Source organism: Streptomyces sp. NPDC058239 (assembly GCF_042882185.1).
Taxonomy (GTDB): domain Bacteria; phylum Actinomycetota; class Actinomycetes; order Streptomycetales; family Streptomycetaceae; genus Streptomyces.
In genome coordinates, this window is sequence record NZ_JBHVWS010000051.1 from 1 (window position 1) to 20,156 (window position 20,156).

At 67.4% G+C, this 20,156-nt stretch carries 24 protein-coding genes; 5 read left to right on the forward strand and 19 right to left on the reverse strand.

What is annotated here, in order from left to right:
- Positions 1-238 precede the first annotated feature (238 nt).
- Positions 239-2,929, reverse strand: a complete 2,691-nt coding sequence (locus ACFVYE_RS36860) for a Helicase associated domain protein (protein WP_389608352.1) — start codon at positions 2,927-2,929, stop codon at positions 239-241.
- Between the two features lie 287 nt (positions 2,930-3,216).
- On the opposite strand from ACFVYE_RS36860, the gene ACFVYE_RS36865 reads away from it, so the two are divergent.
- Together ACFVYE_RS36865 and ACFVYE_RS36870 are read left to right on the forward strand one after the other, a co-directional pair.
- Positions 3,217-4,779, forward strand: coding sequence for a helix-turn-helix domain-containing protein (locus ACFVYE_RS36865; protein WP_389608353.1), 1,563 nt, complete (start codon positions 3,217-3,219; stop codon positions 4,777-4,779).
- Positions 4,779-5,363, forward strand: coding sequence for a transcriptional regulator (locus ACFVYE_RS36870; RefSeq protein WP_389608354.1), 585 nt, complete (start codon positions 4,779-4,781; stop codon positions 5,361-5,363). Before ACFVYE_RS36865 ends, ACFVYE_RS36870 begins: the two co-directional genes overlap by 1 nt.
- Before the next feature lie 136 nt (positions 5,364-5,499).
- Here the strand turns inward: ACFVYE_RS36870 and ACFVYE_RS36875 are convergent, their stop codons facing one another.
- From ACFVYE_RS36875 to ACFVYE_RS36940, 14 genes are all read right to left on the reverse strand, one after another.
- Positions 5,500-5,832: a hypothetical protein gene (locus tag ACFVYE_RS36875; RefSeq protein WP_389608355.1), complete on the reverse strand. Its 333-nt coding sequence runs from the start codon at positions 5,830-5,832 to the stop codon at positions 5,500-5,502.
- Positions 5,833-5,939: 107 nt separating this feature from the next.
- Positions 5,940-6,431, reverse strand: a complete 492-nt coding sequence (locus tag ACFVYE_RS36880) for a LuxR C-terminal-related transcriptional regulator (RefSeq protein WP_389608356.1) — start codon at positions 6,429-6,431, stop codon at positions 5,940-5,942.
- Between the two features lie 199 nt (positions 6,432-6,630).
- Positions 6,631-7,200 (reverse strand): NUDIX hydrolase, encoded by a 570-nt coding sequence (locus tag ACFVYE_RS36885; protein WP_389608357.1) that lies wholly within the window; start codon positions 7,198-7,200, stop codon positions 6,631-6,633.
- Positions 7,197-7,643, reverse strand: a complete 447-nt coding sequence (locus tag ACFVYE_RS36890; RefSeq protein ID WP_389608358.1) for a hypothetical protein — start codon at positions 7,641-7,643, stop codon at positions 7,197-7,199. The genes ACFVYE_RS36885 and ACFVYE_RS36890 overlap by 4 nt, the downstream gene beginning before the upstream one ends.
- Positions 7,644-7,801: 158 nt before the next feature.
- The gene (locus ACFVYE_RS36895; RefSeq protein WP_389608359.1) at positions 7,802-8,584 is read right to left on the reverse strand and encodes an aldo/keto reductase; all 783 of its coding nucleotides are present in this window, start codon (positions 8,582-8,584) and stop codon (positions 7,802-7,804) included.
- On the reverse strand, positions 8,581-9,177 hold the full coding sequence (locus ACFVYE_RS36900; protein ID WP_389608360.1) for an AAA family ATPase: 597 nt from the start codon (positions 9,175-9,177) through the stop codon (positions 8,581-8,583). Before ACFVYE_RS36900 ends, ACFVYE_RS36895 begins: the two co-directional genes overlap by 4 nt.
- The gene (locus ACFVYE_RS36905; protein ID WP_389608361.1) at positions 9,174-9,776 is read right to left on the reverse strand and encodes an exonuclease domain-containing protein; all 603 of its coding nucleotides are present in this window, start codon (positions 9,774-9,776) and stop codon (positions 9,174-9,176) included. The genes ACFVYE_RS36900 and ACFVYE_RS36905 overlap by 4 nt, the downstream gene beginning before the upstream one ends.
- A complete protein-coding gene (locus tag ACFVYE_RS36910; protein WP_389608362.1) occupies positions 9,773-10,945 on the reverse strand; it encodes a radical SAM protein in 1,173 nt (390 codons plus the stop codon). The genes ACFVYE_RS36905 and ACFVYE_RS36910 overlap by 4 nt, the downstream gene beginning before the upstream one ends.
- 28 nt (positions 10,946-10,973) lie before the next feature.
- A complete protein-coding gene (locus ACFVYE_RS36915) occupies positions 10,974-11,528 on the reverse strand; it encodes a nucleoside-diphosphate kinase (RefSeq protein ID WP_389608363.1) in 555 nt (184 codons plus the stop codon).
- Positions 11,525-12,544 carry a thymidylate synthase gene (locus ACFVYE_RS36920; RefSeq protein ID WP_389608364.1) on the reverse strand — a complete coding sequence of 340 codons (1,020 nt, stop codon included), beginning with the start codon at positions 12,542-12,544 and terminating at the stop codon, positions 11,525-11,527. The genes ACFVYE_RS36915 and ACFVYE_RS36920 overlap by 4 nt, the downstream gene beginning before the upstream one ends.
- Positions 12,545-12,734: 190 nt before the next feature.
- Positions 12,735-13,391 (reverse strand): hypothetical protein, encoded by a 657-nt coding sequence (locus tag ACFVYE_RS36925; protein WP_389608365.1) that lies wholly within the window; start codon positions 13,389-13,391, stop codon positions 12,735-12,737.
- On the reverse strand, positions 13,388-13,588 hold the full coding sequence (locus tag ACFVYE_RS36930; RefSeq protein ID WP_389608366.1) for a DUF5999 family protein: 201 nt from the start codon (positions 13,586-13,588) through the stop codon (positions 13,388-13,390). The genes ACFVYE_RS36925 and ACFVYE_RS36930 overlap by 4 nt, the downstream gene beginning before the upstream one ends.
- A gap of 332 nt (positions 13,589-13,920) precedes the next feature.
- Complete coding sequence (locus tag ACFVYE_RS36935; RefSeq protein WP_389608367.1) at positions 13,921-14,364, reverse strand: DUF6415 family natural product biosynthesis protein; 444 nt, start codon at positions 14,362-14,364, stop codon at positions 13,921-13,923.
- 32 nt (positions 14,365-14,396) lie between these two features.
- Complete coding sequence (locus tag ACFVYE_RS36940; protein ID WP_389608368.1) at positions 14,397-14,822, reverse strand: ATP-binding protein; 426 nt, start codon at positions 14,820-14,822, stop codon at positions 14,397-14,399.
- 223 nt (positions 14,823-15,045) lie between these two features.
- Between ACFVYE_RS36940 and ACFVYE_RS36945 the strand changes: the two genes are divergently transcribed.
- On the forward strand, positions 15,046-16,440 hold the full coding sequence (locus ACFVYE_RS36945; protein ID WP_389608369.1) for a helix-turn-helix domain-containing protein: 1,395 nt from the start codon (positions 15,046-15,048) through the stop codon (positions 16,438-16,440).
- A complete protein-coding gene (locus ACFVYE_RS36950) occupies positions 16,437-17,321 on the forward strand; it encodes an aminoglycoside phosphotransferase family protein (RefSeq protein WP_389608370.1) in 885 nt (294 codons plus the stop codon). The genes ACFVYE_RS36945 and ACFVYE_RS36950 overlap by 4 nt, the downstream gene beginning before the upstream one ends.
- A 21-nt stretch (positions 17,322-17,342) precedes the next feature.
- Here ACFVYE_RS36950 and ACFVYE_RS36955 read toward each other — a convergent pair whose 3' ends face one another.
- Entirely contained in the window at positions 17,343-17,723 is a 381-nt protein-coding gene (locus ACFVYE_RS36955; protein ID WP_389608371.1) for a toxin Doc, read from the reverse strand.
- Between the two features lie 465 nt (positions 17,724-18,188).
- Between ACFVYE_RS36955 and ACFVYE_RS36960 the strand changes: the two genes are divergently transcribed.
- On the forward strand, positions 18,189-18,656 hold the full coding sequence (locus ACFVYE_RS36960; RefSeq protein WP_389608372.1) for a hypothetical protein: 468 nt from the start codon (positions 18,189-18,191) through the stop codon (positions 18,654-18,656).
- 95 nt (positions 18,657-18,751) lie between these two features.
- Here the strand turns inward: ACFVYE_RS36960 and ACFVYE_RS36965 are convergent, their stop codons facing one another.
- The 3 genes from ACFVYE_RS36965 to ACFVYE_RS36975 all read right to left on the reverse strand — a co-directional run bounded on the left by ACFVYE_RS36965 (position 18,752) and on the right by ACFVYE_RS36975 (position 20,080).
- Complete coding sequence (locus ACFVYE_RS36965; protein ID WP_389608373.1) at positions 18,752-18,910, reverse strand: hypothetical protein; 159 nt, start codon at positions 18,908-18,910, stop codon at positions 18,752-18,754.
- A gap of 128 nt (positions 18,911-19,038) precedes the next feature.
- The gene (locus ACFVYE_RS36970) at positions 19,039-19,527 is read right to left on the reverse strand and encodes a hypothetical protein (protein WP_389608374.1); all 489 of its coding nucleotides are present in this window, start codon (positions 19,525-19,527) and stop codon (positions 19,039-19,041) included.
- Positions 19,528-19,579: 52 nt separating this feature from the next.
- Positions 19,580-20,080, reverse strand: coding sequence for a hypothetical protein (locus ACFVYE_RS36975; protein WP_389608375.1), 501 nt, complete (start codon positions 20,078-20,080; stop codon positions 19,580-19,582).
- Positions 20,081-20,156 lie beyond the last annotated feature (76 nt).

Sequence of the window (20,156 nt, forward strand, 5' to 3'; positions counted from 1 at the left end):
TCGATATGAACGCAAGCCCGAGCACTTCCTCGCCTTCGTCGGCATAGCCTCAACCCTCATCTGCCACCGCCGACTCACCAAGTGAAACGACTTCTTAGGCCCAAGGGCTGACAGGCGTCACCGTTCGAATCTTCCGGACCGCTCTGTGCTGTCGAAATCGGTGAAACATCCGCTGTCGGTTCTCGTGGACAGAGCCACCGCACCGGACATGGTCCGTGCCGACATCGCCGTTGTTCCGTCAGGCGGCCCAGTGGAGTCCGAGTTCGGCGAGTTGTTGGAGTTTGTCGCCCGTGAGCTTGGCGCGCCTCGACTTGGTGTTGGAGAGGAACACCCCGAGCTTGACCTCTGTTCCGTCTTCCAGCTGTTCTACGTGCCCCCTGGGGACGGTCACGGAGCCCGTGCGGGCCTTGTACTGCGCCAGGGCTGCCACACCTCGCTCGAAGGCACCTGAGGCGGCCTTGGACGGCTTTCCGGGCGCCGTCGGCTCCGGGGGCAGTGGCATGACACCGAGCTGCTCCAGGCGTTCGCGCTGTCCGTCCATCAGCCCCTGCCACACGGTGTGGTCGCGCTGGCGCTGGAGCCATCTGCCGGCGTCGATGCCGTGGACGGTGACGCCGGGCAGTAGTTCGGGCGGGCCGGTTTCTTCGGCGAGGAGTTCGCGTACGGCGGCGTAGTGGCGCTGCCATTCCACTGGCCAGTGAGGGGCCCAGTCGGGGTCGATCGCCGCCAGCGCTTTGCGCCGTTCCTGTGCGCGTTCCTCGTCCCCTCCCAGACCTCCGGGTTTGCGGAGGTTGGCCAGCCACTGGCCCACAGCCACTCCGTCCACGACGGCGTCCTTCGGCGCGGTGAGTGTGCCGTGCACCGCGTGATACACCCGGGCTGCGGAGAGGTTCTTGTAGAACCGGGCGTCGGTGACCGACCAGACCATGCCCAGCTCGTCCAGCAGCTCAGCGCGCCAGGCCTTCAGCGTCCCGAGGCGGAACGCACGCCGCTGCTCGCTGACCCAGGCCCCCAGCGCATACGTCCCGCCGTTGCCGTTCTCGCCGTCGCTGTCGATCGTGCCGATGGGCACGACGGCGTCCAGCGGTACCTGCGCGTGGCCGCGGGCCTGGACCCATTTGCGCAGGGCGTTGAGGCCGGACAGCCATACTTCGGAGTCGGGCCGCAGGACGCGCGTGCGCAGGAATGCGGCGATGACGTCGGGGTTGCGCGGCAGGGAGAACCGCAGCAACGGCACCGCAGGCCTCTCGTCTTCCTCGCCCCAGCCCTGATTGGCCCCGCCGGCTCCGGTGTTCTCTTCGCCCTGGTCCTCGGTCTCGGAGGCGGTGCTGTCTGCGTCCGTGGGCTGAGCCTCGCCGATTTCGCCGGCTGTCTCCTGCCCTTCCTCTTCGCCTTCTCCTTCGTCTTCGTGCTGCGGGTCCAGGGCGACAACGGAGGTGGCCTTTCCACGGGCGGTGGTGGTCCCAAGGGCCATTCGCTCGAAAATTCGTTCGTCATGCGCCCTCAGGCCCTGCAAAACGGCCACGAGCGGCCGGTAGCTGGCGGAGGCCATCATGTCCTCCGGATCCTCTCCGGGCTGGAGGAAGACGGGCACGATCAGCCGCGCGACCTTTCCTTCACCCGGGTCTTGGCGCAGGCCCCGGCCGGTGATCTGCACGATCTCCACCGGAGAGCTGCGGGTGTCGGCAAAGACGACACCGCCGACACCGCGCTTGCCGCGGATGTCGACGCCCTCGCCCAGGACCCGGCAACTGGCCAGGATCCCCATGTCGGTCACCCACCCCTGTGCGTCGAGGCCGTCGGCGAACCGGTCCAGCACCACCCGGCGGTGAGCGGCCGGGTGCTCACCGCACAGCCACTCTGCGCCTACGCGTTTCGGGTAGGCCACAGGGTCCGTCTCGTGCAGCTCGGCCGCGGTCTCCGGCAGCGCACGTGCGAACGCCATCGCGTCCAGGGTGCGGCTGTGAAACGTCATCAGCGACCGGACCCCGGTGGTGTCCGCGTGCTTGAGCAGCGCGGCCTGCAGCGCGGCCAGACGCCGGCCCCGCTGCTCCTCCACCGAGGCGTCCGGGCCGGGCGCCTCGGGATCACGGATTTCCAGCACGTCGACCTCGAACGAGGCGAGGATGCCCCGCTCGATACTCTCCATCAGCCCGAGCTCGTACAGCACAGGGCCGTAGAGCTCGATGTCATCCATCGAGGCCACCAGGCGGCCGCCCGAAGCATCCGAGCCGTCCTCGGAGCCGCTGCGCATGGCGGCCCTGCCCGCGTTCCAGGAGCCCGGTGTGGACTCCCACAGGCGCGGCGTAGCCGTCATGTACAGGCGTCGCGCCGCCGGGATCCGCTCCTGATCGTGAACTGCCGCCCATGCCTTGCCCAGATCACCCGAACTGCGGTGCGCCTCATCCACGACCAGGAGATCGAAGGCGCCCATGCGCTGACCGAACGAGCCGCGCATCGCCCGCTCCAGCACGCCCGGCGCCACCGTTCCCTCCCCGTCGTCCTGGTCGTCCTCCAGACCCTGTGGCGACAGGCTGGCGTACGTCGCGAAGACCACCATCGGCCCGCTTGCCGCCCATAGCGCCAGCTGGGTCGGATTGGTCGTGCACCGCACATCGAGCGCCTCCAGCAGTGGATCGGCACCCAGGCTGCACACCGCCACCGCGGGCCCCGAATGCCCGACCGCCCGCCACGCCTCGACGGTCTGCGTCAGCAGGTCCAGCGTCGGCACCACGATGCCGACAAGCCCCCTGGGCACCATCCGCAACGCCGCCACCGCCGCCGTGATCGTCTTGCCCGAACCGGTCGACGACACGACCTGTCCGCGCAGACCCCGGGCAGGCAGAACCCCGCCCGCAGGAGCAGAAAGCCCCCCGACAATCGAATCCACGGCCTCAACCTGATGCGACCGAAGGGTAATGCCGCGCAATTTCACCACTCCTCAAGAATTATTCCGCCGTGAAATGCGGAGCGCGACCTGCTCCGGCGTGAGACCGAGACCAGCCTGGCGGCGGCCGCGTGGAGCGGCCCGCGCGGCGGCTCCGGGCACCCTTCCAGCGGTCATGTTCCGTTCCTTCCGTCGTCGGCCCGGCAAGGTCCCGCCGCAGGTCCTGGGCCTCACGTCACTGCCCGCACCCTGCCGTCACCATGCAAACACACGCCCAATCGCTGCCTAATCTGCTTCCAGCATACGCCTAACTGGTGTACCTTCGAGGTATGAATGAGGGAACTGACAGTGTGGAAGCTCTGTTGGAGGAGGCGCGGCTGACGGCGCGGATGCCGGAGCCGGCCGAGCGGCTGAGGCTGCGTCAGGCGGCCAGCCTCTCGCGCGCCCAGGTGGCCGCAGCGGTGGGTGTCGGACGTCAGACGGTCGCCAACTGGGAGGACGGCACCACCGATCCGCAGCCGCCGGGACGCGTGAAGTACCTGCGGCTGCTCGAAGGCCTCGCCCAGCTCCACCCCGCCCCGGCCCAGCCGCCCACCGAGACATCCGCCCCGGAGGCGACCCCGGCCGCAGCGTTCGCCGCCCCCGAGACCGCACGGGGCCCCGACGGGCTGGCCGTGGAGGGCGAGCCCGGCCCGTGCATCCGCTGCGGCGTCATGACGACCTACCAGGCCACGGGCGGCCGCCCCCTGCACGCCGGCGCCATGTGCCAGCCTCCCGCCGCCGCACCCCAGGCCCCCAGCGCCCACGCACCGGTCACCCCCGTCTCACTCGCCCCCGCACCCGCGACCGCTGCCTCACCCGTCCCGGCGCCGGTCCCGTCGCGGCCGCAGCGGCGGGCACGGTCGGCCGCCCGCGCCCAGGCCGAGACCGCCGGCCTCATCGGCCGGGCCGTCCACGAAGAGCTGGAGCGTGCCGACGGCGACGTCGATGCCGCGCTGCAGGCCCTGATCAAGCGCGCCATCCCGGACGTCATGCACCTGTTCAACGAGACCCGCGCCACCGCCCGCTACGCGTACACGGCCTACCCGGCCCTGCCCGACATCCTCAAGAAGCCCTCGAAGAAGGAGCCGGACCAGATCTGGGAGGCCCGCCCCAACTTCCGCCACCCCGATTACTCCCTCAAGATCCCCGGCAGCGTCGCGGTCATCGCCCTGGACGTCAATGCCGCCTACCTCTCCGCACTCAAGTGCTGGCTGCCTATCGGGAAGCTGGAGCACACCACCGGCAGCGACGGCGTGGACCCCAAGCGCTCCGGAGTTCACCTCATCACCCCCACACCCTGGACCCACCCGCACCTGCCCAACCCCCTCGGCGACCGCGACGAACCAGGCGCCCTGTGGATCACCGACGCCACCCTGCGCCTCCTGCTGCGCCTGTCCGGGCCGAAGTACGGGCTTCTCGAACCGCCGGTCGTCCATGAGTCGTGGACGTCCGGTGCAACGGAGAACTTCCTGGACGCCCTGCGGAAGCTGCTCACCGCCGCGCGGGACACGGCCATCTCCGAGGACGACAGCATCACCCTGGAATACGTCAAGGCGATGTACTCGAAGTTCATCTCCACGATGGGTGAGTCGATCCACAACCGCGAAATGACCCGCCCTGACTGGATGCACATCATCCACAGCCAGGCCTACGCCAACCTCTGGGGCAAGGCATACAAGGCACACCAGGCCGGCCTTGACGTCATCAGCATGATGGGCACCGACGAGCTGCACGTCACCGGCGACTGGCGCCAGGTCTTCCCCGAAGGCCGCGGCGTCGCCCAGATGAAGGTCAAGCACAGCGACGCCAAGGCGTCTGGTGAGTACACCGTCGGCAAGGCGACCCGCTGATGGCCGGCGACGGCCGCTGGAAGCACCTCGGCACCTACCGGGCCCGAGGCATCCACGGCGGGCAGGCCCTAGCCGAAGCAATCGACCGCATGGTGACGGGCATTGAGTCCCCCGTCGACTCCGAACGCGGCCTGGCCGCCCGCCTCCGCTACCTCACCATCTCCGACGCCGGATACGAGGCCATGGACCGCGCGGGCATCCACGTCAGACCCCGCACTGTCATCGCCTGGCTCGCCGAAGAGCAAACCCCCAGCCGGGCCAACCTCGCCCGCCTGGATGCCGCCTACTGGGACCTGCGCCGCCGCAATGTGGCCGCGGATCTCAAGCGCCGGCTCAACAACCACGGCCGCGGAACCCGCATCGAGATCGACCCGGCCGACCAGTCCCGCGTCGACCGCCGCCACCAGCGCGATCTGGAAACCCGTGACATCAGCGTCCGCGGTGTGTGGGACCGCGCCGTCGACGCCTGGATCGACGGCGACGAACAAGAACTCGAAGCCGTCTGGGACGACATCATCAGCGGCAGCCTCGGCACCGATTGGGACGCGTACACCTACGTCTCCTCCGTCGGCTGGGCCGCCTGACCCCTCACACACGACGGGCCTGGAGCCACTCGAACTGACTCCGGGCCCGTCCCTGTATCGGCTGTTCCGGCGAGGATGTCGAACGGGACCGGGGTGGAACGCACCCGTTGCTGGAGCCGAACCCGGCGCGGACTGCTCACCCACGGCCAAGTCCGGCAGTACGCGCGGCTCCGGCCGGCGGGGGAGCGGGCATCTTGCGCCTGGCCCGGACGCTCTGGTCTCCACCGATCAGGTGCCGGTTGTCGACGCCCGAGGCGCAGTCGCTCTTGGCGACGTCCGTGTACGGGCGGCGGCAGGCGCGGCAGTACCTATCCAGGGCGTCGATGCGCTGTTCAATCTTTGTGCGGATCGATCCGCGGAAGTCGGCGACGCGGGCGACGGGGTCGTCGTCGACGATTTCGGCCGCAACAGCCCACGTGTGCGGGCGCTTGAGGGTGCTGGTGGAACGGGACGTGGACTCAACGGTCACGTGCTGATCTCTCCCATGAAGAGCCGGGGCCCGCTCCAAGGCCTTGATACTGGGAGAGACGCGGCAGCAGACGTATGTGTTATGTCAACCGTTGACGTTAACGTCAGTCAGAGTAGGCCCTGGCGCATCGCGTACGCGACGGCGTGGCTCCGGTTGCGAAGCTGAAGGCGGGTCATCAGCTCATGAAGCACGTTCTTGATAGTGCGTTCGGAGTAGGCGAGCTGTTTCGCGATGGCTTCGGTGTCGTGTCCTTCGGCGACGAGGCGGAGAACGTCTATCTCACGGGGGGCCAGACCGGTGAAATGCAGTCCCTGTGGGCGCAGCACGTTCTCCTGCAGCGTGCCGACCTCTGCCATGAGGGAACCCAGCAGGTTGGGGGGCATGTAGCCGTCACCGCGTGCCACGGCTTGTATGACGTGGATCAGGTGCTCCGGCGTGGCCTCGCTGCGGGGCACGACACCTGCCACCCCGCACCCGACGGCCCTGAATACTGCCTGTTCCGAGAAGTCGGCCACGATGAGGACGGTGCGAGTGGTGCTGGTGCGCCGGGTGTGGCGCAGCAGCACCAGCACGTCGTCGCTGACGGTGTCGGCCACCATGACTGTCACCTGCGGGTCATCGGAGGGATCGTCGCCTGCCACGAGGGTGATCTCGGGGCGTGTCCGCAGGTGTGTGCGAACTCCCGCTTCGGAGAGGGGGTCTCCGGCAAGAACCTTGACCGTAGTCCGGGTGCTGCCTGCGGGAGATCCGATAGTTCTCATTGGTGGCCTGGCTCTCCAGCTGTGTCTTGGATTGACGCTACAGCGACGAATCGTCAGGTCCGTGCGGCTGCCCTTCCCGTAGACAGACGACGGTCCCGGTTGTGGCAGCGGTGTGCAGTGCTTCCAGAGTGCGCATATGCGCGGCAAGTGGTGTGCTGGTCAGTTCGTCCAGCCCGAGAAAGACGTGACGATCGTGCTCGGGGCTCAATCGGATCGTGGGGTTGTCTGCGACGCTTCCTCCGTACCAGAAGAAGTCGAGAGCCGGTCCGGTGCCGCCGACATCGACGCGGTGGTCGTAGCCGATCAGTCGCGGGGCGGGGCTCACCGTGACTCCCGTCTCCTCGTACATCTCTCGCCGCGCTGCGGTCAACGGGTCTTCGCCGTGGTCGAGCATCCCGCCCGGCAACCACCAGGTGCCGCCGCTCGGCTCGCTTTCGGCATAGCGCAGCATGAGCATCCGGCCCTGCTGGTCGAGGAGCACGACGCACGAGGCGACGAGTGCCTGGGGCTGGGTCTTGACCCATTCCTGGCGGGGCATCCAGGGCCCGGCGGGCTCGCCCGAGATGTCGGGGGTTTCCGTCGTGAGGGTGGGATTCTGGTGTGTCACAGGGTGCAGGCCTCTTCCTGGTCGGGTTCACTCTGGAATGTAAGCGCGAGAGATTCCGGGCCGGCCCCGCCGCGCCCGCTGGAGGCGACCGGCTCAAGTCGCTGCACCGTTCCGGCTTCGAGATGAGCGACTGCGCCGATCGCGAGTGCCTGGAGACCGATGAGCGCTCGTGCCCGCGCATCTTCCGGGAGTTCAGCGATGGCCCGGACGGTGGGCAGGGCACGTAGGACGGCCCGCGGGTCGCGGTAGCTGAGGAAGGCGGTGTCCTCACAGGTGATCGGGCCGGTCACCAGGATGTGCGTGATGATCTTCCGGCGTCGCATCTGGACTTCGTCCACGACGACCCGCCGCAGGATGGGGAGACCGCTCGGCACGCCGGCCAGTACGTGCTGAGCTGCCTGCTCCGGTGTCTCACCGTCCCCTACGGGACCGACAGGGAGCAAGAGGCCACCGTGACCGGTCATGTCGGCAAGGAGCAGACCGTCGCCCCTCACGGGGACGAGTAAGGACACTCCGATCGCTGGTGGTCGCCAGTTCTCGTACGGTGCATGGGCCCGCAGTGCACTTTCTCGTGCGGCTGGTATCGCCGGGGTGGTCCGCATCAGGTCCAGCCGCCGGCCGTTACGGCGCTCACGATTTCTTCGAGGTGCTTCGGCTGGCTCGTGCTGGGGATGGGCGCCACGATATCGCTGAGCTGGAGGAGCCAGTTGAGGGCGGCGAATACCCCGTGAGCTTTCGCCAGTGTGCCCGCGTCGAGTGGCCGGTAGGGCACGTAGGGGATGCCGAGATCACGGCAGAGTTCGAGGGCTGGATCGTGGCGGTCGGTCATGTTGAGCACGTTCTGGACCGCCGCGATGGTCACCTCCTTCCCGGCTCTGCGGATGTCTTCGGAAGTGACCTTCGAGAGGCCGACGTGCCCGATCTTGCCTTCGTCCCTGAGTGCGTGGAGGGTGCCGAGCTGGTCCGCGAGCGGCACTTCCGGGTCGATGCGGTGCAGGTAGCACAGGTCCAGCCGCTCTGTGCCCAGTCGGCGGAGGCTGGCTTCGACACAGGCCCGCAGATAGACGGGGTGGCCGTGTGGCGCCCACAGGTTCGGGGCCGGTCGCACCATGCCTACCTTCGTCGCGATCAGCAGTTCCTCGGGGTACGGGTACAGCGCATCGTGGATCAGGTGCTCGGCGGTGTGGGGGCCGTAGGCATCCGCGGTGTCGAAGTGCGTGATGCCGTGGGTGTGGACGGCCTGTCGGAGGATGCTGACTGCCTGGTCGCGGTCGACGGGGTCGCCCCAGGTGCCGGGCCCGGTCAGGCGCATTGTGCCGAATCCGAGTCGGGAGACGGTCTTTCCAGCGATTTCGATCGGGCCCGCGGGCCACGGGGCGCTCATACGGCGGCCGCCTTGAGGCAGATCTCAAGTGCCTGTGCGACGGCGCTCGCCTGGCTGGCGGGGTCGCTGGTGACCCGCAGGTGGGGAATCGTCTCGGCGGCGAGGAGCGCGTGCACGTGGTGGTCGACCAGTACGCGGTACCGGGGGTCGTAGTCGTGCTTCCGCTCGACCGGCATCGTCTTGTCGAGCACCGTCCCCAGGAGCAGGTCGTACTTCGGCAACTGCGTTGAGGCCAGTAGCAGTAGCCGCTCCCGCTCCAAGCGGTGGATCTGCTCACCGCGGAACTCCAGAGCGGCGTTGAGGTAGGCGAGGGCGTCGTGGGCAGCGCGGTCCGCCAGGATGACGTCCGCGCCCTGGGCCCCTGCGGCGATCTCGTCGGCGATGCCCTGCGCGATGATCCACTCGGTGGACGCCACGGTGTGCTTCTGCATCTTGGGCAGCCCGTTGAGGGCGGCACGCTTCCCGATGCTGCCGGTCCTCGCCGGGGTCACACCGTTGCCTCGCAGCTCCATCTCGATGCGCTTGAGCAGCATGGTCTTGCCAGTGGAATGAGCGCCGAGCACGCCGATACGAATGGGCGAAGTCGTAGTCACCACAGGGTGGGTTCCTCTTCTGGTTCGGGGGCACCGGGCAGGCCGGGCGGCACAGCCACGGCGACGAGCTGGTCCCAGGTGTCGTAGTGGGCAGCCATGGCGATCAGAAGCTCGGCCGTGGCGTAGGCGTCGAACGTGGCGCGGTGCCGCTGTGCGGGGGCCGCGCGCAGGTCCGGCTGGACGTGCTCGATCAGGGCGTCGAGCGAGTATTTCGGCAGGCCCGGGTAGGTGGACTTGGCCAGCCGGAGCGTGTCGAGCACTCCGGCCGGCCGCCATTGCGGAAGATGCGCCGACAGCACCTTGTAATCCACATGCGCGTTGTGGGCGCACATCCACGAGTCACCCAGGAGCGTGTGGACCTTGTCGCCGATCTCCTCCCAGCCCGGCTCGCGCTCCAGCCGCAGATTGGTCAGGCCATGGACGCGGGCGGCGAACGGCGTGACGGGGCGGCGCGGCTTGGTCAGCCACGCCCCTGCCGTACTCGTGTCCGGCCGCCCGTCACGTACGGGAAGCGCGGCGACCTCGACCAGGTCGGGCGGGTTGGTGCCGTTGCCCTCGACATCGACAACGAGGAGTGAGGGCCAGGAGGAGAAGTTCATGCGGCTCCGGTTCCGTTCCCCGCCTTCCAGCCGATGGGAGCACGGCCGTGCTGGCGGTGGTGGTGAGGCTTGCTTCGGTCGTGGCACTGGTAGCCGAAGCCGTGCTGGAGGAAGTAGCGCGGCGGTTCGTCCAGTCCCTCCACGACGATGGCACGATCGTTGATCTCAATCTCACCCGTCGCGCCGAGGACTCGGGCTTCCTGGGTGACCGTCGCCAAATCCGGCTTGACCCACGCCGCCTGGCATCGCGCGATCTGGTCCTCGGGGCAGATGTCGCACAGCTCGCGGACGCCGTAGTGGCCGTTGTAGTCGGCCTCTTTGTGGGCGTAGGCAACACCGCAGCTCGTCTTGCGGAACAGAGCCCCCCAGGCGCTGTCTTGGAAGGCGGCGAGTATCCGCTCTTCGGCGGCCTCCGGCATGATTTTCCGCCGTGCCGTCTCGTCGTACGGCATCGGCAGGCCGTGCGACTTGTAGTAGGAGGCGATCTCCTCGCGGAAGAACAGGCCCGTGAAGACGGTGGCGTGTGCGTGCTGGGACAGCTCCCGGGCCCGCTCGATGTCGGCGTCGGAGTCGTTCAGGCCGGGCACGATCGGCCGCCAGTACAGGACGGTGCGGTACCGCTTGGCGTGCTCGTACAGGGTGCGCAGGCTCTCTGCGGCGATGCGGGAGTCCACGGGCTCGATGGCCGGGTCGGCGATGTTGGAGTGCGTGACCAGCACGGTCAGACGCAGGTTCGTGAAGCTGTTGAGGACGGCGCAGTCCTCGGGGGTCACCCGCCACCGCGTGATGATCAGGACGTGATTGGTCAGGCCCTGCTCGTCCAGGTTCCGCAGCACGTTGAAAACATGCGGCTTGACGATCGGCAGCATGGGATCGGTGGCCCGGTTGAGGAGCTGGATGGGCGTCTTGTGCGCCCGGAAGTACGGGTGACTGACGAGGCGGGTGACGGCCTCCTCGTCGCTCATCAGGCGGCGGGGAACCTTCATCTCGAAGTTGTCGAAGAGGTGCCGGACGCAGTATCCGCACTCCAGCGGGCAGCCGACGATCCAGTTCAGCGACAGACCCGACTTGCGGTACTCGATCACGTCGGCGAGTTCCGGCTTCAGTTCGCCGATCTTGTCGGCGGACAGGATCGAGAGGGGGCGGCGCTGGAACGTGGGAACGCTCATGAATGTGCCTCCAGGTGTGGGAACGGCGTCAGTTCTCGACGGTGGCGCGCTGGTGCGGGGCGAGAAGGCCGCGGCGGTTGGCGCCGAACCAGGTGCCGAAGTCTCGGCGCGCGGCGTCCGCGTCGTCGGACGTGTGGACGAGGTTGTTCACCAACCGCTTCTCGGCAAGGGCCTGGTCAAGGCTGTCGTCGCCGAGATCACCGCGGATCGTGCCGGCCTCCGCCTTCGACGGGTCGTAGTGGCCAAGGTGGCTGCGCAGGCGGCCTTGAATGCCCGGCGGGCCGTAGGCGAGGGCGACGGTGACGGTCCGCCCGACGAACAGGCTGTCCAGACAGGCAGGTATGTCCCGGCCGCCGAACCAATCGGCGTCGACCAGCAGGTCCCAGTAGTGCACGTGGATCTGCCAGGGTGCGACCGTCACGTCCTGTCGGCCGAGGATCTTCACGTCCGGCGCGGCGAGCCGGTCCAGCACCTCATCGGTCAGGCCCCGCTCGACCGCGTCCGGCTTGCACAGGATGACCGACCAGTGGGCCCAGCCCACGCCGTTGATGACGGCACCGCTGCGGGAAGGCTTCTGATTCATTCGGCGCTCCCGGGCGTGGGGCATGCTGCCCAGCGGTGTCCGACGAGCCAGCGCAGGCCTGGGTGCAGCGCGTCCAGCACGTCGAGGCTCACGGCGTCCGTCTGGTCGTGCTCGATCTGCCGGTAGAGCTCGAACAGCAGGAGGGCCTGCTGCCAGTACGCGTCCACATCGATGCCAGCAATGTCCTCCGCGCTGTACCGGACCTTGTTGGTGCGCAGGGCCTCTTCATGTATGAGAACTCTCGCCAGGGTGGCGGGGTTGGTCTCCTGCGGCATCGCCGGGAACGGGAAGTGCTGGGGACTCCGCCGAGTGTCCGCTTCGGTGAGCACCTTCTTGACGCGCTCGGTGTTCCGGTCGTTGACGTGCGCCGAACCGATGAAGTGGGTGTACGACCCCAGCTCCAGACCGAGCTGCACGGCCGCGTACTCCTGGATCATCGTGAAGCTGAACACGTCGCTGAGCAGGCCACAGTCCAGGTCGTTGGCCCGCATGTTGCACACCATGTGCAGGCGCCCGCCGCGCACGAAGAGGTGAAGCCCGGCCAGGCATGCCATGTCGGGGTTGTCGGCGACGGCCAGCTCGGCGGCGGAGAAGACGGGGAGGTATCCGCGCTTGCTGTCGTTCTCCGTGCGCAGCAGCTCCAGGACCCGGTCGAAAGGGGAGGCGGTGTCTCCTTCGGCGGGATTGAAGAGGGTGTAGCCGTAGGCGGACCCGCCGAGGTTGATGCCGTCGGGGGAGCTGGAGCGCATGGACGGCGCGTAGTAGCCGATCATCTCCAGGTCGCGGCGGCCGGCCAGGTACCAAAGGGCTTCAGCGAACTGGAAGACCGGGTTGGCCTTGCGTGTGGCCAGGTAGGGGAGTCGCTGGCGGGGATCGGGCAGTCGGAAGCTGACGCCGATCACCTCGCGGGCATCGTTCCCGCGCGCGGCAATATGGTGCTCGTGGTTGTGCAAGGCCAGTTGCAGCAGGGCCAGGTAGGCGCCTTCGACGCTGCGGTAGGTGGGAGCTGTGAGCATGAAGTCTCCAGGTAGAGGTACATACAGCCACGGTTGCGGCTGTGAGACAGGAGCTACTGGGAGAGGCGTGAGCCCGCACCGCTGGAGCGGCACGCGTCACCGCTTCATTGCGGCGTAGTTGATCAGGGTGATGGCAACCACAAGGGTGGACACCTGCCACGCGCGACGGGACATGCGGCCTCCAGGACGTTCAGGCAATCAAGTCGAGCGTCGTGAGGTCATCCAGATCGACGACCGTGAAGTCCTGCAAGCAGCGGACGAGCTGTGAGGCCAGTAGCCACCGCAGCTCTGACGTTCGGTAGGGAATGGGCGTGTCGTTCCCAGCCAGTGCCTTGATCCCGTCACGGGTCCACTGGTAGGGAGTGCCGATGACCCCGTAGAGGGGGGCGCTGCGCACCATCAGGGTGGTGTAGCCCTTCTGGAGGTGCGGACACTGCTCAACTGCGACGCGCAGGTGCGCCAGGCAGACCGGGGGCTGCGCGGTGCGGAGGATGTCCCCAGGCCGCGGAACGCCCTTGGTGGCGCGCGACAGGAACGGGTACCCCTGCGGTGTTCTGGTAGGGCCTGCGCAGATCTGACAGTGAAGCCGTGTCATCGTCTCGCGCTGCCTGGCGGGGTGGATCAGCCGCCACTGAGGCCGCCCGGACGGCAACCCGTCCCGACCGATCAACTGCGAGCATCGGCCCCACAGCACACCCCGCGGGTCGCGGTCCTCTTGACTCTCGTCCCAGTAGCCCAGGGCTGGGCGGCCGGCGCGGTCAAAGGTAGCGCGCAGGGCCAGGATCGATTCGGGTTCCTCGTCTTCGCGGGCTGTGATGTACGGGACGAGGCGGCTCACCGTGCTCACGCGGCTGCTCCTGCCAGTGGGGCGGGGCGGTGCGGGGGAATGATCTTGCCGTCGGGCAGCAATTCACCAGTGTCGTCAAAGAGCAATACGCCGTTGCAAAGACGGGACCAGCCCAAGACGTCGTCTCGTGCCACGGTTCTGGCAGCCTCGCGATCCGACGCTCCCGCGGTGGGGCAGGGAGTCTGGTGCTGGCACATGTGCGTCGCGCTTCCTCTCGGACGTGCTGCGGTGGGGCCCTCTCCGGCTGAACCTACGAATCCGCGGGGGAGCGGAGTTGGATCGCCGGAGAGGGGGGTTCGGGGGGAACTGTTGGGCAGGCCGGTCGCCCTCGATTGGAGTGGGAGAGGGCGACCGGGGCTCACACCCGTGATCGGCGGGGGAGTGTGAGCCGATCCTCCATCTGTGCTGTCCGCCGATCGGCGCCCGCCGGTGCAGGGCGGGGCGATCGAGGCGGAAGGGGAGGACCCCGATGGATGGTCGTCTCCACGGAGCGACAACACAGCTGCGTGGAGACGACCGGTTCGAGGCGTCATGCGACGTCCTTGATGTACCGAGCCTCGATCAGTTTCTCGACGAGGTCGGAGGTCACGAAAGCCATGCGTCGAGCCATCCCGACGGCCTGCTGATGGTCGGTTGGCAGGCGCGCATCCTGCATGGGGCGTCCTCGCTCGATGATCTGCTTCATTTCATTGGTGGGCGGGAACTTGGTGTCGGCTACCGCGATTGCGCTGAGCCTTTTCAGATGGCTGCGCAAGCGTTCGACAAGCGCCGGGGTCGTGGCTTCGGGTGGCGGCTGGTTTCCGATCGTCGTGTCCAGGTCGTCGAAGATCGCCTCGACGTCGAGCGGAGACCACGCAGCGACCCGCTTCAGGACATGCCTCAAGTCGTCCGGGGCGAGCGGAGGCGTCCACTTCGGGACGTCGGGCATAGGAGAGACGACGCGTTTCTCCAGAACCGGAGCAGTGAGGAACATCAGGACTCCTGAGAGGGGGCCGGCCGCGGGGACTAGAAGTGCTCGGATCCGTCTGAGGTCGCAATGAAGACCCACACGTCCTTGCCGGCCGGGGTCACGGACACTGATGAGTCGTCGGTTAGGGCGCGTATGAGCATCAGGCCGCGGCCTCTCTCGGCGAGCGAGGCCGGGGTCACATGCGCGGGCGGGCAACGGTCCTGGTCGCGCACGATCGCGGTGACGCCGTCGGGGACCTTCTGAAGCAGCAGACTGGCCATCCGGTAGCCGTGCTCGTCCGCCGCCGTGTGCTGCATGACGTTGGTCAGTAGTTCGTTGACGACGGTCAACATGCGGTAGGCGACGTCGCTGTCAATGTGCCACCAGCGCAGGTGAGCCTGGACGATGTCCCGAACCGTTCCGAGGTCTTCGGCTCGGACGTCGAAGGTCATGTCGAGTTGGCCGCGCACGCTCGTGGACATGGCTCGAACAGAAGCGCCCCGATCGCGGGTATCGAGGAGTAGTTCCATGTCTGCTCCCTCCGTTCCGCCAGAACCCCTTCAGCAGGGTTCGGTTGCGGTGTGTACTGGGACCGAACCGATCAGCAACCATTCACGCAGAACACACGGAGAACGTGCAGAGCCTGATGCCGACAGCTTGAGAGTTCGGCATCAACGACTTCGGGGGCAGGGAATGCCGCAGCCAATGAAGGACCTGAATCCGGGGGCCTCCCCCCAGGAGTGGTTCGGGAACGAGCTGCGCGAGCTTCGCAAGGCAGAGAGGTTGTCCGCTGCGGCGCTCGGGCGGTTAGTGCAGGTCAGCGATGACATGATCTTGGCGATCGAGAAGGGCAAGTACCCGAGCTGTCGCCGGGATGTAGCCCAGCGGCTCGATGGCGTCTTCCGTACGGGAGGGCTCTTCGACCGGGCATGGCCGATGGTCTTCGTTAACCGCGATGCCGATCAAAAACGGGCTGATGCCGATACTCATGCCGCGGGTAGGGGGGAAGGAACCGTTCAGGTGCGGACAAGCCGCATCCTGGGCAGTGATGAACCAACTCCTCGCCCTGGGAGCCATGAGCTCATGTACCGACGCTCGTTCCTCCAAGTAACCGGCCTCGCCGCTTTCGCCCCCATAGACCTCACTCAAGTCTTTGCCCCCTCTGACGACCTGGCCCTCCCCAAGGACGTCAGTCTCACCGAGATCGACCAGGTCTTGGCCGCAGCAACCGCTATCAGCGGCATGGATAACAAGCTGGGCGGGGGCGGCATGGTCCGCGACGTAGCCAGTCGCGCGATGCAGTGGGCGGCCGGACTGCTGCAAGTGCAGTGCGCCGAGCATCTACGGGCCGACCTGTTCGCCTCCGTTTCACGACTCGGAATCGTCGTCGGCGCCTCAGCCTTCGACGCATACCACCACGAGGAAGCCACCAAGACGTTTAAGTTCGCGGCCGACTGCGCCGAGGAAGCGGGGGACTGGCACCTGCGGGCCAAGACGTACTCATTCCTCGCACGACAGGCCGTGTGGATCGGCGCGCCGGATGACGGCATCACGTACGCTGAGAAGGGCCTGGTGCGCTCCGATCGGCTGACCGCCACCGAGCAGGCAATGCTTCACACTGCACGCGCTCGCGCCTTCGGGAAGATGGGAAATGTCCGCGACACCATGGCGGCCGTCGGAGCTGCCGATGAGGCGTTCACCCGGGCCTGCCCTTCGGAAGACCCGCCGTGGATGGCCTACTACGATGCGGCACAGCACAACGGAGACACCGCCCACGCCCTGTTTGATCTGGCCATCCTCTCCGGGCAGGACCCGGGCAGAGCGGCCCGTCGCTTCGACACTGCGGTGAAGGGACACTCGGATTCCTTCAAGCGGTCCCGCGCGATCTCCCGCACCAAGCTGGCTGCCCTGGTCATGGCCAAGGGCGATCCGCGGCAGGCGGCAGCGATCGGGCATGACGCACTGGACGAGGTCGGCCGGCTCACCTCCCGTCGAGCAGCTGACGACCTGCGGCAGCTCGGGCACTTCGCAGCCAAGCACCAGAAGGTCCAGGAAGCCGCGGGCTTGCGCGAACGGATCGCCGCTACGGTCTCGGCATGACAACTTCGGCAGCCGCACCCGCCCGCCATGCCCTGGAGCAGGCCTGCTCCACAGTCGGCTTGGACCCTGCTGGGGCAGAGCCCGTACGCCTGGCCGAGAACCAGATATGGCGGCTCCCCGGAGGGGTGATCGTGCGGATCGCACGGCCGGGCCAGAGCGCGACGGCGGAGCGCGAAGTACGCGTCGCACGCTGGCTCGCGCAGAAGGACATCCCAGCCGTGCGTCTAATCGACGTGGACCAGCCAGTGGAAGCAGGCGGCCGGCCCGTGACGTTCTGGAAGGAACTCCCACCCCACGAGCACGGCACGCCCCGAGACCTCGCCCGGCTGCTCCTGCAGCTGCACGCACTGCCCAAGCCGGACATTGAGCTGGGGTACCTCGATCCCTTCGTCAGGATCGCCGAGCGGCTGGACGCGGCCACCACGATCCCTGACGACGACAGGACGTGGCTCCGCGGGCTCCACTCGGACCTCGCGGCGGCATGGGCTGAACGGCCGACTGGGCTTCCGGACCGAGCCGTGCACGGGGACGCCTGGCCCGGCAATCTTGTCCGCACGAGCAGCGGTCCACTGATGATGGACCTGGAGCGGTTCTCCGTCGGGCCGCCGGAATGGGACCTCGTGTCGACCGCGGTGCGAAGGACGACGACCGGAGCGGTCACCGTCCCGGAATACGGCGAGTTCTGTGCGATGTACGGTCTCGACGTTACGGAGTGGGCCGGATACCCGATCCTGGCGGGCGCTCGCGAGCTGCGGATGGCGACCTACGCCGCGCAGCATGCGGCAAGCAATGCCGACTGGATCGGACAGGCCCAGCACCGAGTCGACTGCCTGCGCGGTCGCTGCGGACCGCGCCCATGGAACTGGAAAGGGATCATGTAGCCGTCGCGGGCTGACGGACTATCACGACGGTGCTCGCCAGGACCTCAGACGATCGGCGATGTCGAAGGTGTCGAGCCGCAGGGCCTTGATGTCCTCGATCAGTTGGACCCACTGGGCTTGACTCGCGTTGGCGGTCTCGCCGGAGGCCTCGATGTACGCCGCGGCGACCGCGTACCCGTATAGCTCGTTCCGGGCGGGCAGCGGCCGCGGCAGCACGATCGTGTCGAGCAGGGCCGCGGCTCGCCAGTAGGCATCGGGGTCTGTCATGTCCAGGTGGGGGGTGTTGACGCGATGCCGGGCGACGGCCGCGACCAGCCCTGAGTAGTCGCGGACCTGCAGGTGCTTGCCGAGCATGCGCTCTTGTCGGTCGATGAGCCACCGGACGTCGATGAGCAGTTCCAAGGTCAGGCCGCCTGGCTACTGGCGGGCGCGTCGGGGATGCCGCCGAGCTGGCGGTGGAGACGGGACTGCTTGGGTGGATCGGACGGGGGATCACGGGAGTTGCGAGGCTGGTGCTGCGGGCGTTCGACTGATCGGGCTCACGTGGACGTGGCGCGGCGAGGGCATGACCGATACGACCTGCGCGAGGTGACGCTGGCATCCTGCGTGCTCGCGTACATCTGGCCAGACGGCGAGGTCCGCGATGTGGATTGGAACGCTGAGTAGTTCGGGGCCCGACATCGTCAGGACCTGCCAACCGACCGGCATGGCGCTCCAGGCGCTACTTTCGGTCGTGATGCCTTGCTGCTGCGGCTTTCTTCCTGCGGTCGCCGCGTCAGACACCTAGGATTCCGCCGATTCCGCCGATTCCGCGTATGCCGCCGGTCCAGCCTCCGCAGAGCTGACGAAGCCAACTGTCCAGAACGGATGAAGGAAGAGCACCATGGACACCACCAGGACCGTACGTGCGGCGCGGGCCAAGTTCGCCGCTACCGCCGCGGCCCTGGCTGCGGGCGCGCTCATGCTCACCGCCTGCGGCGGAAGCAGCGAGACAGCGACAGCGGCCTCGACGGCACCTACTACATCAAGGACGTCAACGGCACGTCCGAACTCGGCCAGTTGGTCGTCAAGGGCAACACTGTCTCGCATCAGGAGTACACCTGTGACGGTGTCTACGAGGAGCCGGACGTGACCAGCACCGGCGAGTTCAACAAGGATCAGGCCCAGATCATCTGGATGGTCGCCGGAGACGATAGCCGCAACGAGCGGACCGGCACCGAATCGATCTCGACCAGCGACACCTCGATCAGTATCAACGGCAACGCGTACGTGCGTGACAACTCCGATGCAGGCAAGGCCCTGCTCGACGCCTTCAAGGCCAAGTGCGCGAAGTAGCGTCGAAGTCTCGCTCGGTCAACCACCCAGACACAACAGAACGCCGTGGACATCGCGTCCGCGGGGTTCTGTCTTTTCCTCGCCGCCCTGACCGATCAGGCCTCTGACGCCTGCTCCTGAAGCTGCTGCGCCCTGTACTCCTCAATCGTCTCCGGCGGCCGGCCGTACTTCGGCGCGTGCTGCTCGACGAAATCGAGTTCGGCCCACACTATCGGCTGCCGGATCCTCGACCGGGCCACCACGACGAACACCACGGCGCTGACCGCAATATTAAGCAGACACCAGCGGTCGCTGAGCAATAGTCAATACATCTGGATCACGGCTGTCCGTTGAGGCCGAGCTTCCTCTTGCCGTAAGGGGAGAAGATCGACGCCCAACCGGTTCAGCCAGCGTGGACCTGGGCGATCTGGGAGGGCAGGGGCATCACGGGGAGCAGGTTTCTGCCCTTGGCCCAGTTGGTGAGCAGGCCCTCGGTAGTGTCCACGGCGGACACGACCATGGTGACTTTCGCGTTGCCGTCGACCCAGGTGTCCCACAGTGCCCACCCTTCGGGTCGTGCTTCTACCCCCAGTCGAGCACAGGCGTGTGAGTAGGTCTCGTCGGTGCCGATGGGCATAGCGTCGGGGCGGATGATGGCCACGGCCGCGAGGGGGACTTGTGGACGCTCTGCCTCGTCCTCTAGGCACCCGTCCAGGGGGAAGTGGTAGTGCAGCAGCGCCCGTCCCAGTGCGTTGACACTGCGTTGGAGCGCCCCCTCGCCTTCGGTGCCGTCGGGGTACCACTGCTCACCGGCGGCTGCGGAGATGACTGCCTTGGCGAGCCTTTCGACCTCCCGCAGATAGTCAAGTTCGGAGAGCTCTGGCCTGGTCATGGGGGCAGTGTCGCATCGCATCGCCGGATCTGTGCACCCGTTTTTCGCGCGGTCAGGCGCCGTTGTCTCCGCGGGTGAGGGTGGTTCTGGCGGTGTTGCGGACCCGTCTGGTGCGGCCGGTCTCGGCCAGGACAGCGAGGGTGTCGGAGGTGTCCAGGCTCTCGACGATCTTGCGTTGCAGCCAGTCCGATGAATCGGTCAGCGCACCGGGAAGCCACGGCTGCGCCAAGGCGACCGCCCTGAACAGCGACCACTTGTGGAGCCGCTGGACCAGGAAGGAGTGCGGTTTGAGAACCTTGACTATGGCCTGTGCCCAGGTGATGTATTCCGGGCTCTTGAGCAGGTCGGTAGCCAGCCTGTCGAGGTGGCGGACGACCGCGGACTGGGCCGTCGCCGGGTCCGGGTCCGTGAGAACCTCGGTCATCAGGCCGCGTTCTTCCTGGTTCCGCACCTGCGCGAGTGCTTGCAGGTACGCGGCGAACCGGACGCGCTCCGGCGGCTCGTCCTGGTCTGGGACACCCGCGACCAGATCAACGAGCAGCTCGTCCGCCATGCCCGCGCCTACCACGCCCGCCCACGGGCACTTCTGTGTTCCCCGCGACCACGTGACCGAGGACGGCTACCCGCTC

Coding starts and splice junctions, on each gene's coding strand:
- ACFVYE_RS36865 (WP_389608353.1), top strand. CDS start 3,217: ATGAATGAGGGAACTGACAGTGTGGAAGCTCTGTTGGAGGAGGCGCGG.
- ACFVYE_RS36870 (WP_389608354.1), top strand. CDS start 4,779: ATGGCCGGCGACGGCCGCTGGAAGCACCTCGGCACCTACCGGGCCCGA.
- ACFVYE_RS36880 (WP_389608356.1), bottom strand. CDS start 6,431: ATGGTGGCCGACACCGTCAGCGACGACGTGCTGGTGCTGCTGCGCCAC.
- ACFVYE_RS36895 (WP_389608359.1), bottom strand. CDS start 8,584: ATGAGCGCCCCGTGGCCCGCGGGCCCGATCGAAATCGCTGGAAAGACC.
- ACFVYE_RS36905 (WP_389608361.1), bottom strand. CDS start 9,776: ATGAACTTCTCCTCCTGGCCCTCACTCCTCGTTGTCGATGTCGAGGGC.
- ACFVYE_RS36910 (WP_389608362.1), bottom strand. CDS start 10,945: ATGAGCGTTCCCACGTTCCAGCGCCGCCCCCTCTCGATCCTGTCCGCC.
- ACFVYE_RS36915 (WP_389608363.1), bottom strand. CDS start 11,528: ATGAATCAGAAGCCTTCCCGCAGCGGTGCCGTCATCAACGGCGTGGGC.
- ACFVYE_RS36920 (WP_389608364.1), bottom strand. CDS start 12,544: ATGCTCACAGCTCCCACCTACCGCAGCGTCGAAGGCGCCTACCTGGCC.
- ACFVYE_RS36930 (WP_389608366.1), bottom strand. CDS start 13,588: ATGTGCCAGCACCAGACTCCCTGCCCCACCGCGGGAGCGTCGGATCGC.
- ACFVYE_RS36935 (WP_389608367.1), bottom strand. CDS start 14,364: ATGTTCCTCACTGCTCCGGTTCTGGAGAAACGCGTCGTCTCTCCTATG.
- ACFVYE_RS36940 (WP_389608368.1), bottom strand. CDS start 14,822: ATGTCCACGAGCGTGCGCGGCCAACTCGACATGACCTTCGACGTCCGA.
- ACFVYE_RS36945 (WP_389608369.1), top strand. CDS start 15,046: ATGAAGGACCTGAATCCGGGGGCCTCCCCCCAGGAGTGGTTCGGGAAC.
- ACFVYE_RS36950 (WP_389608370.1), top strand. CDS start 16,437: ATGACAACTTCGGCAGCCGCACCCGCCCGCCATGCCCTGGAGCAGGCC.
- ACFVYE_RS36960 (WP_389608372.1), top strand. CDS start 18,189: ATGAAGGAAGAGCACCATGGACACCACCAGGACCGTACGTGCGGCGCG.
- ACFVYE_RS36970 (WP_389608374.1), bottom strand. CDS start 19,527: ATGACCAGGCCAGAGCTCTCCGAACTTGACTATCTGCGGGAGGTCGAA.
- ACFVYE_RS36975 (WP_389608375.1), bottom strand. CDS start 20,080: ATGGCGGACGAGCTGCTCGTTGATCTGGTCGCGGGTGTCCCAGACCAG.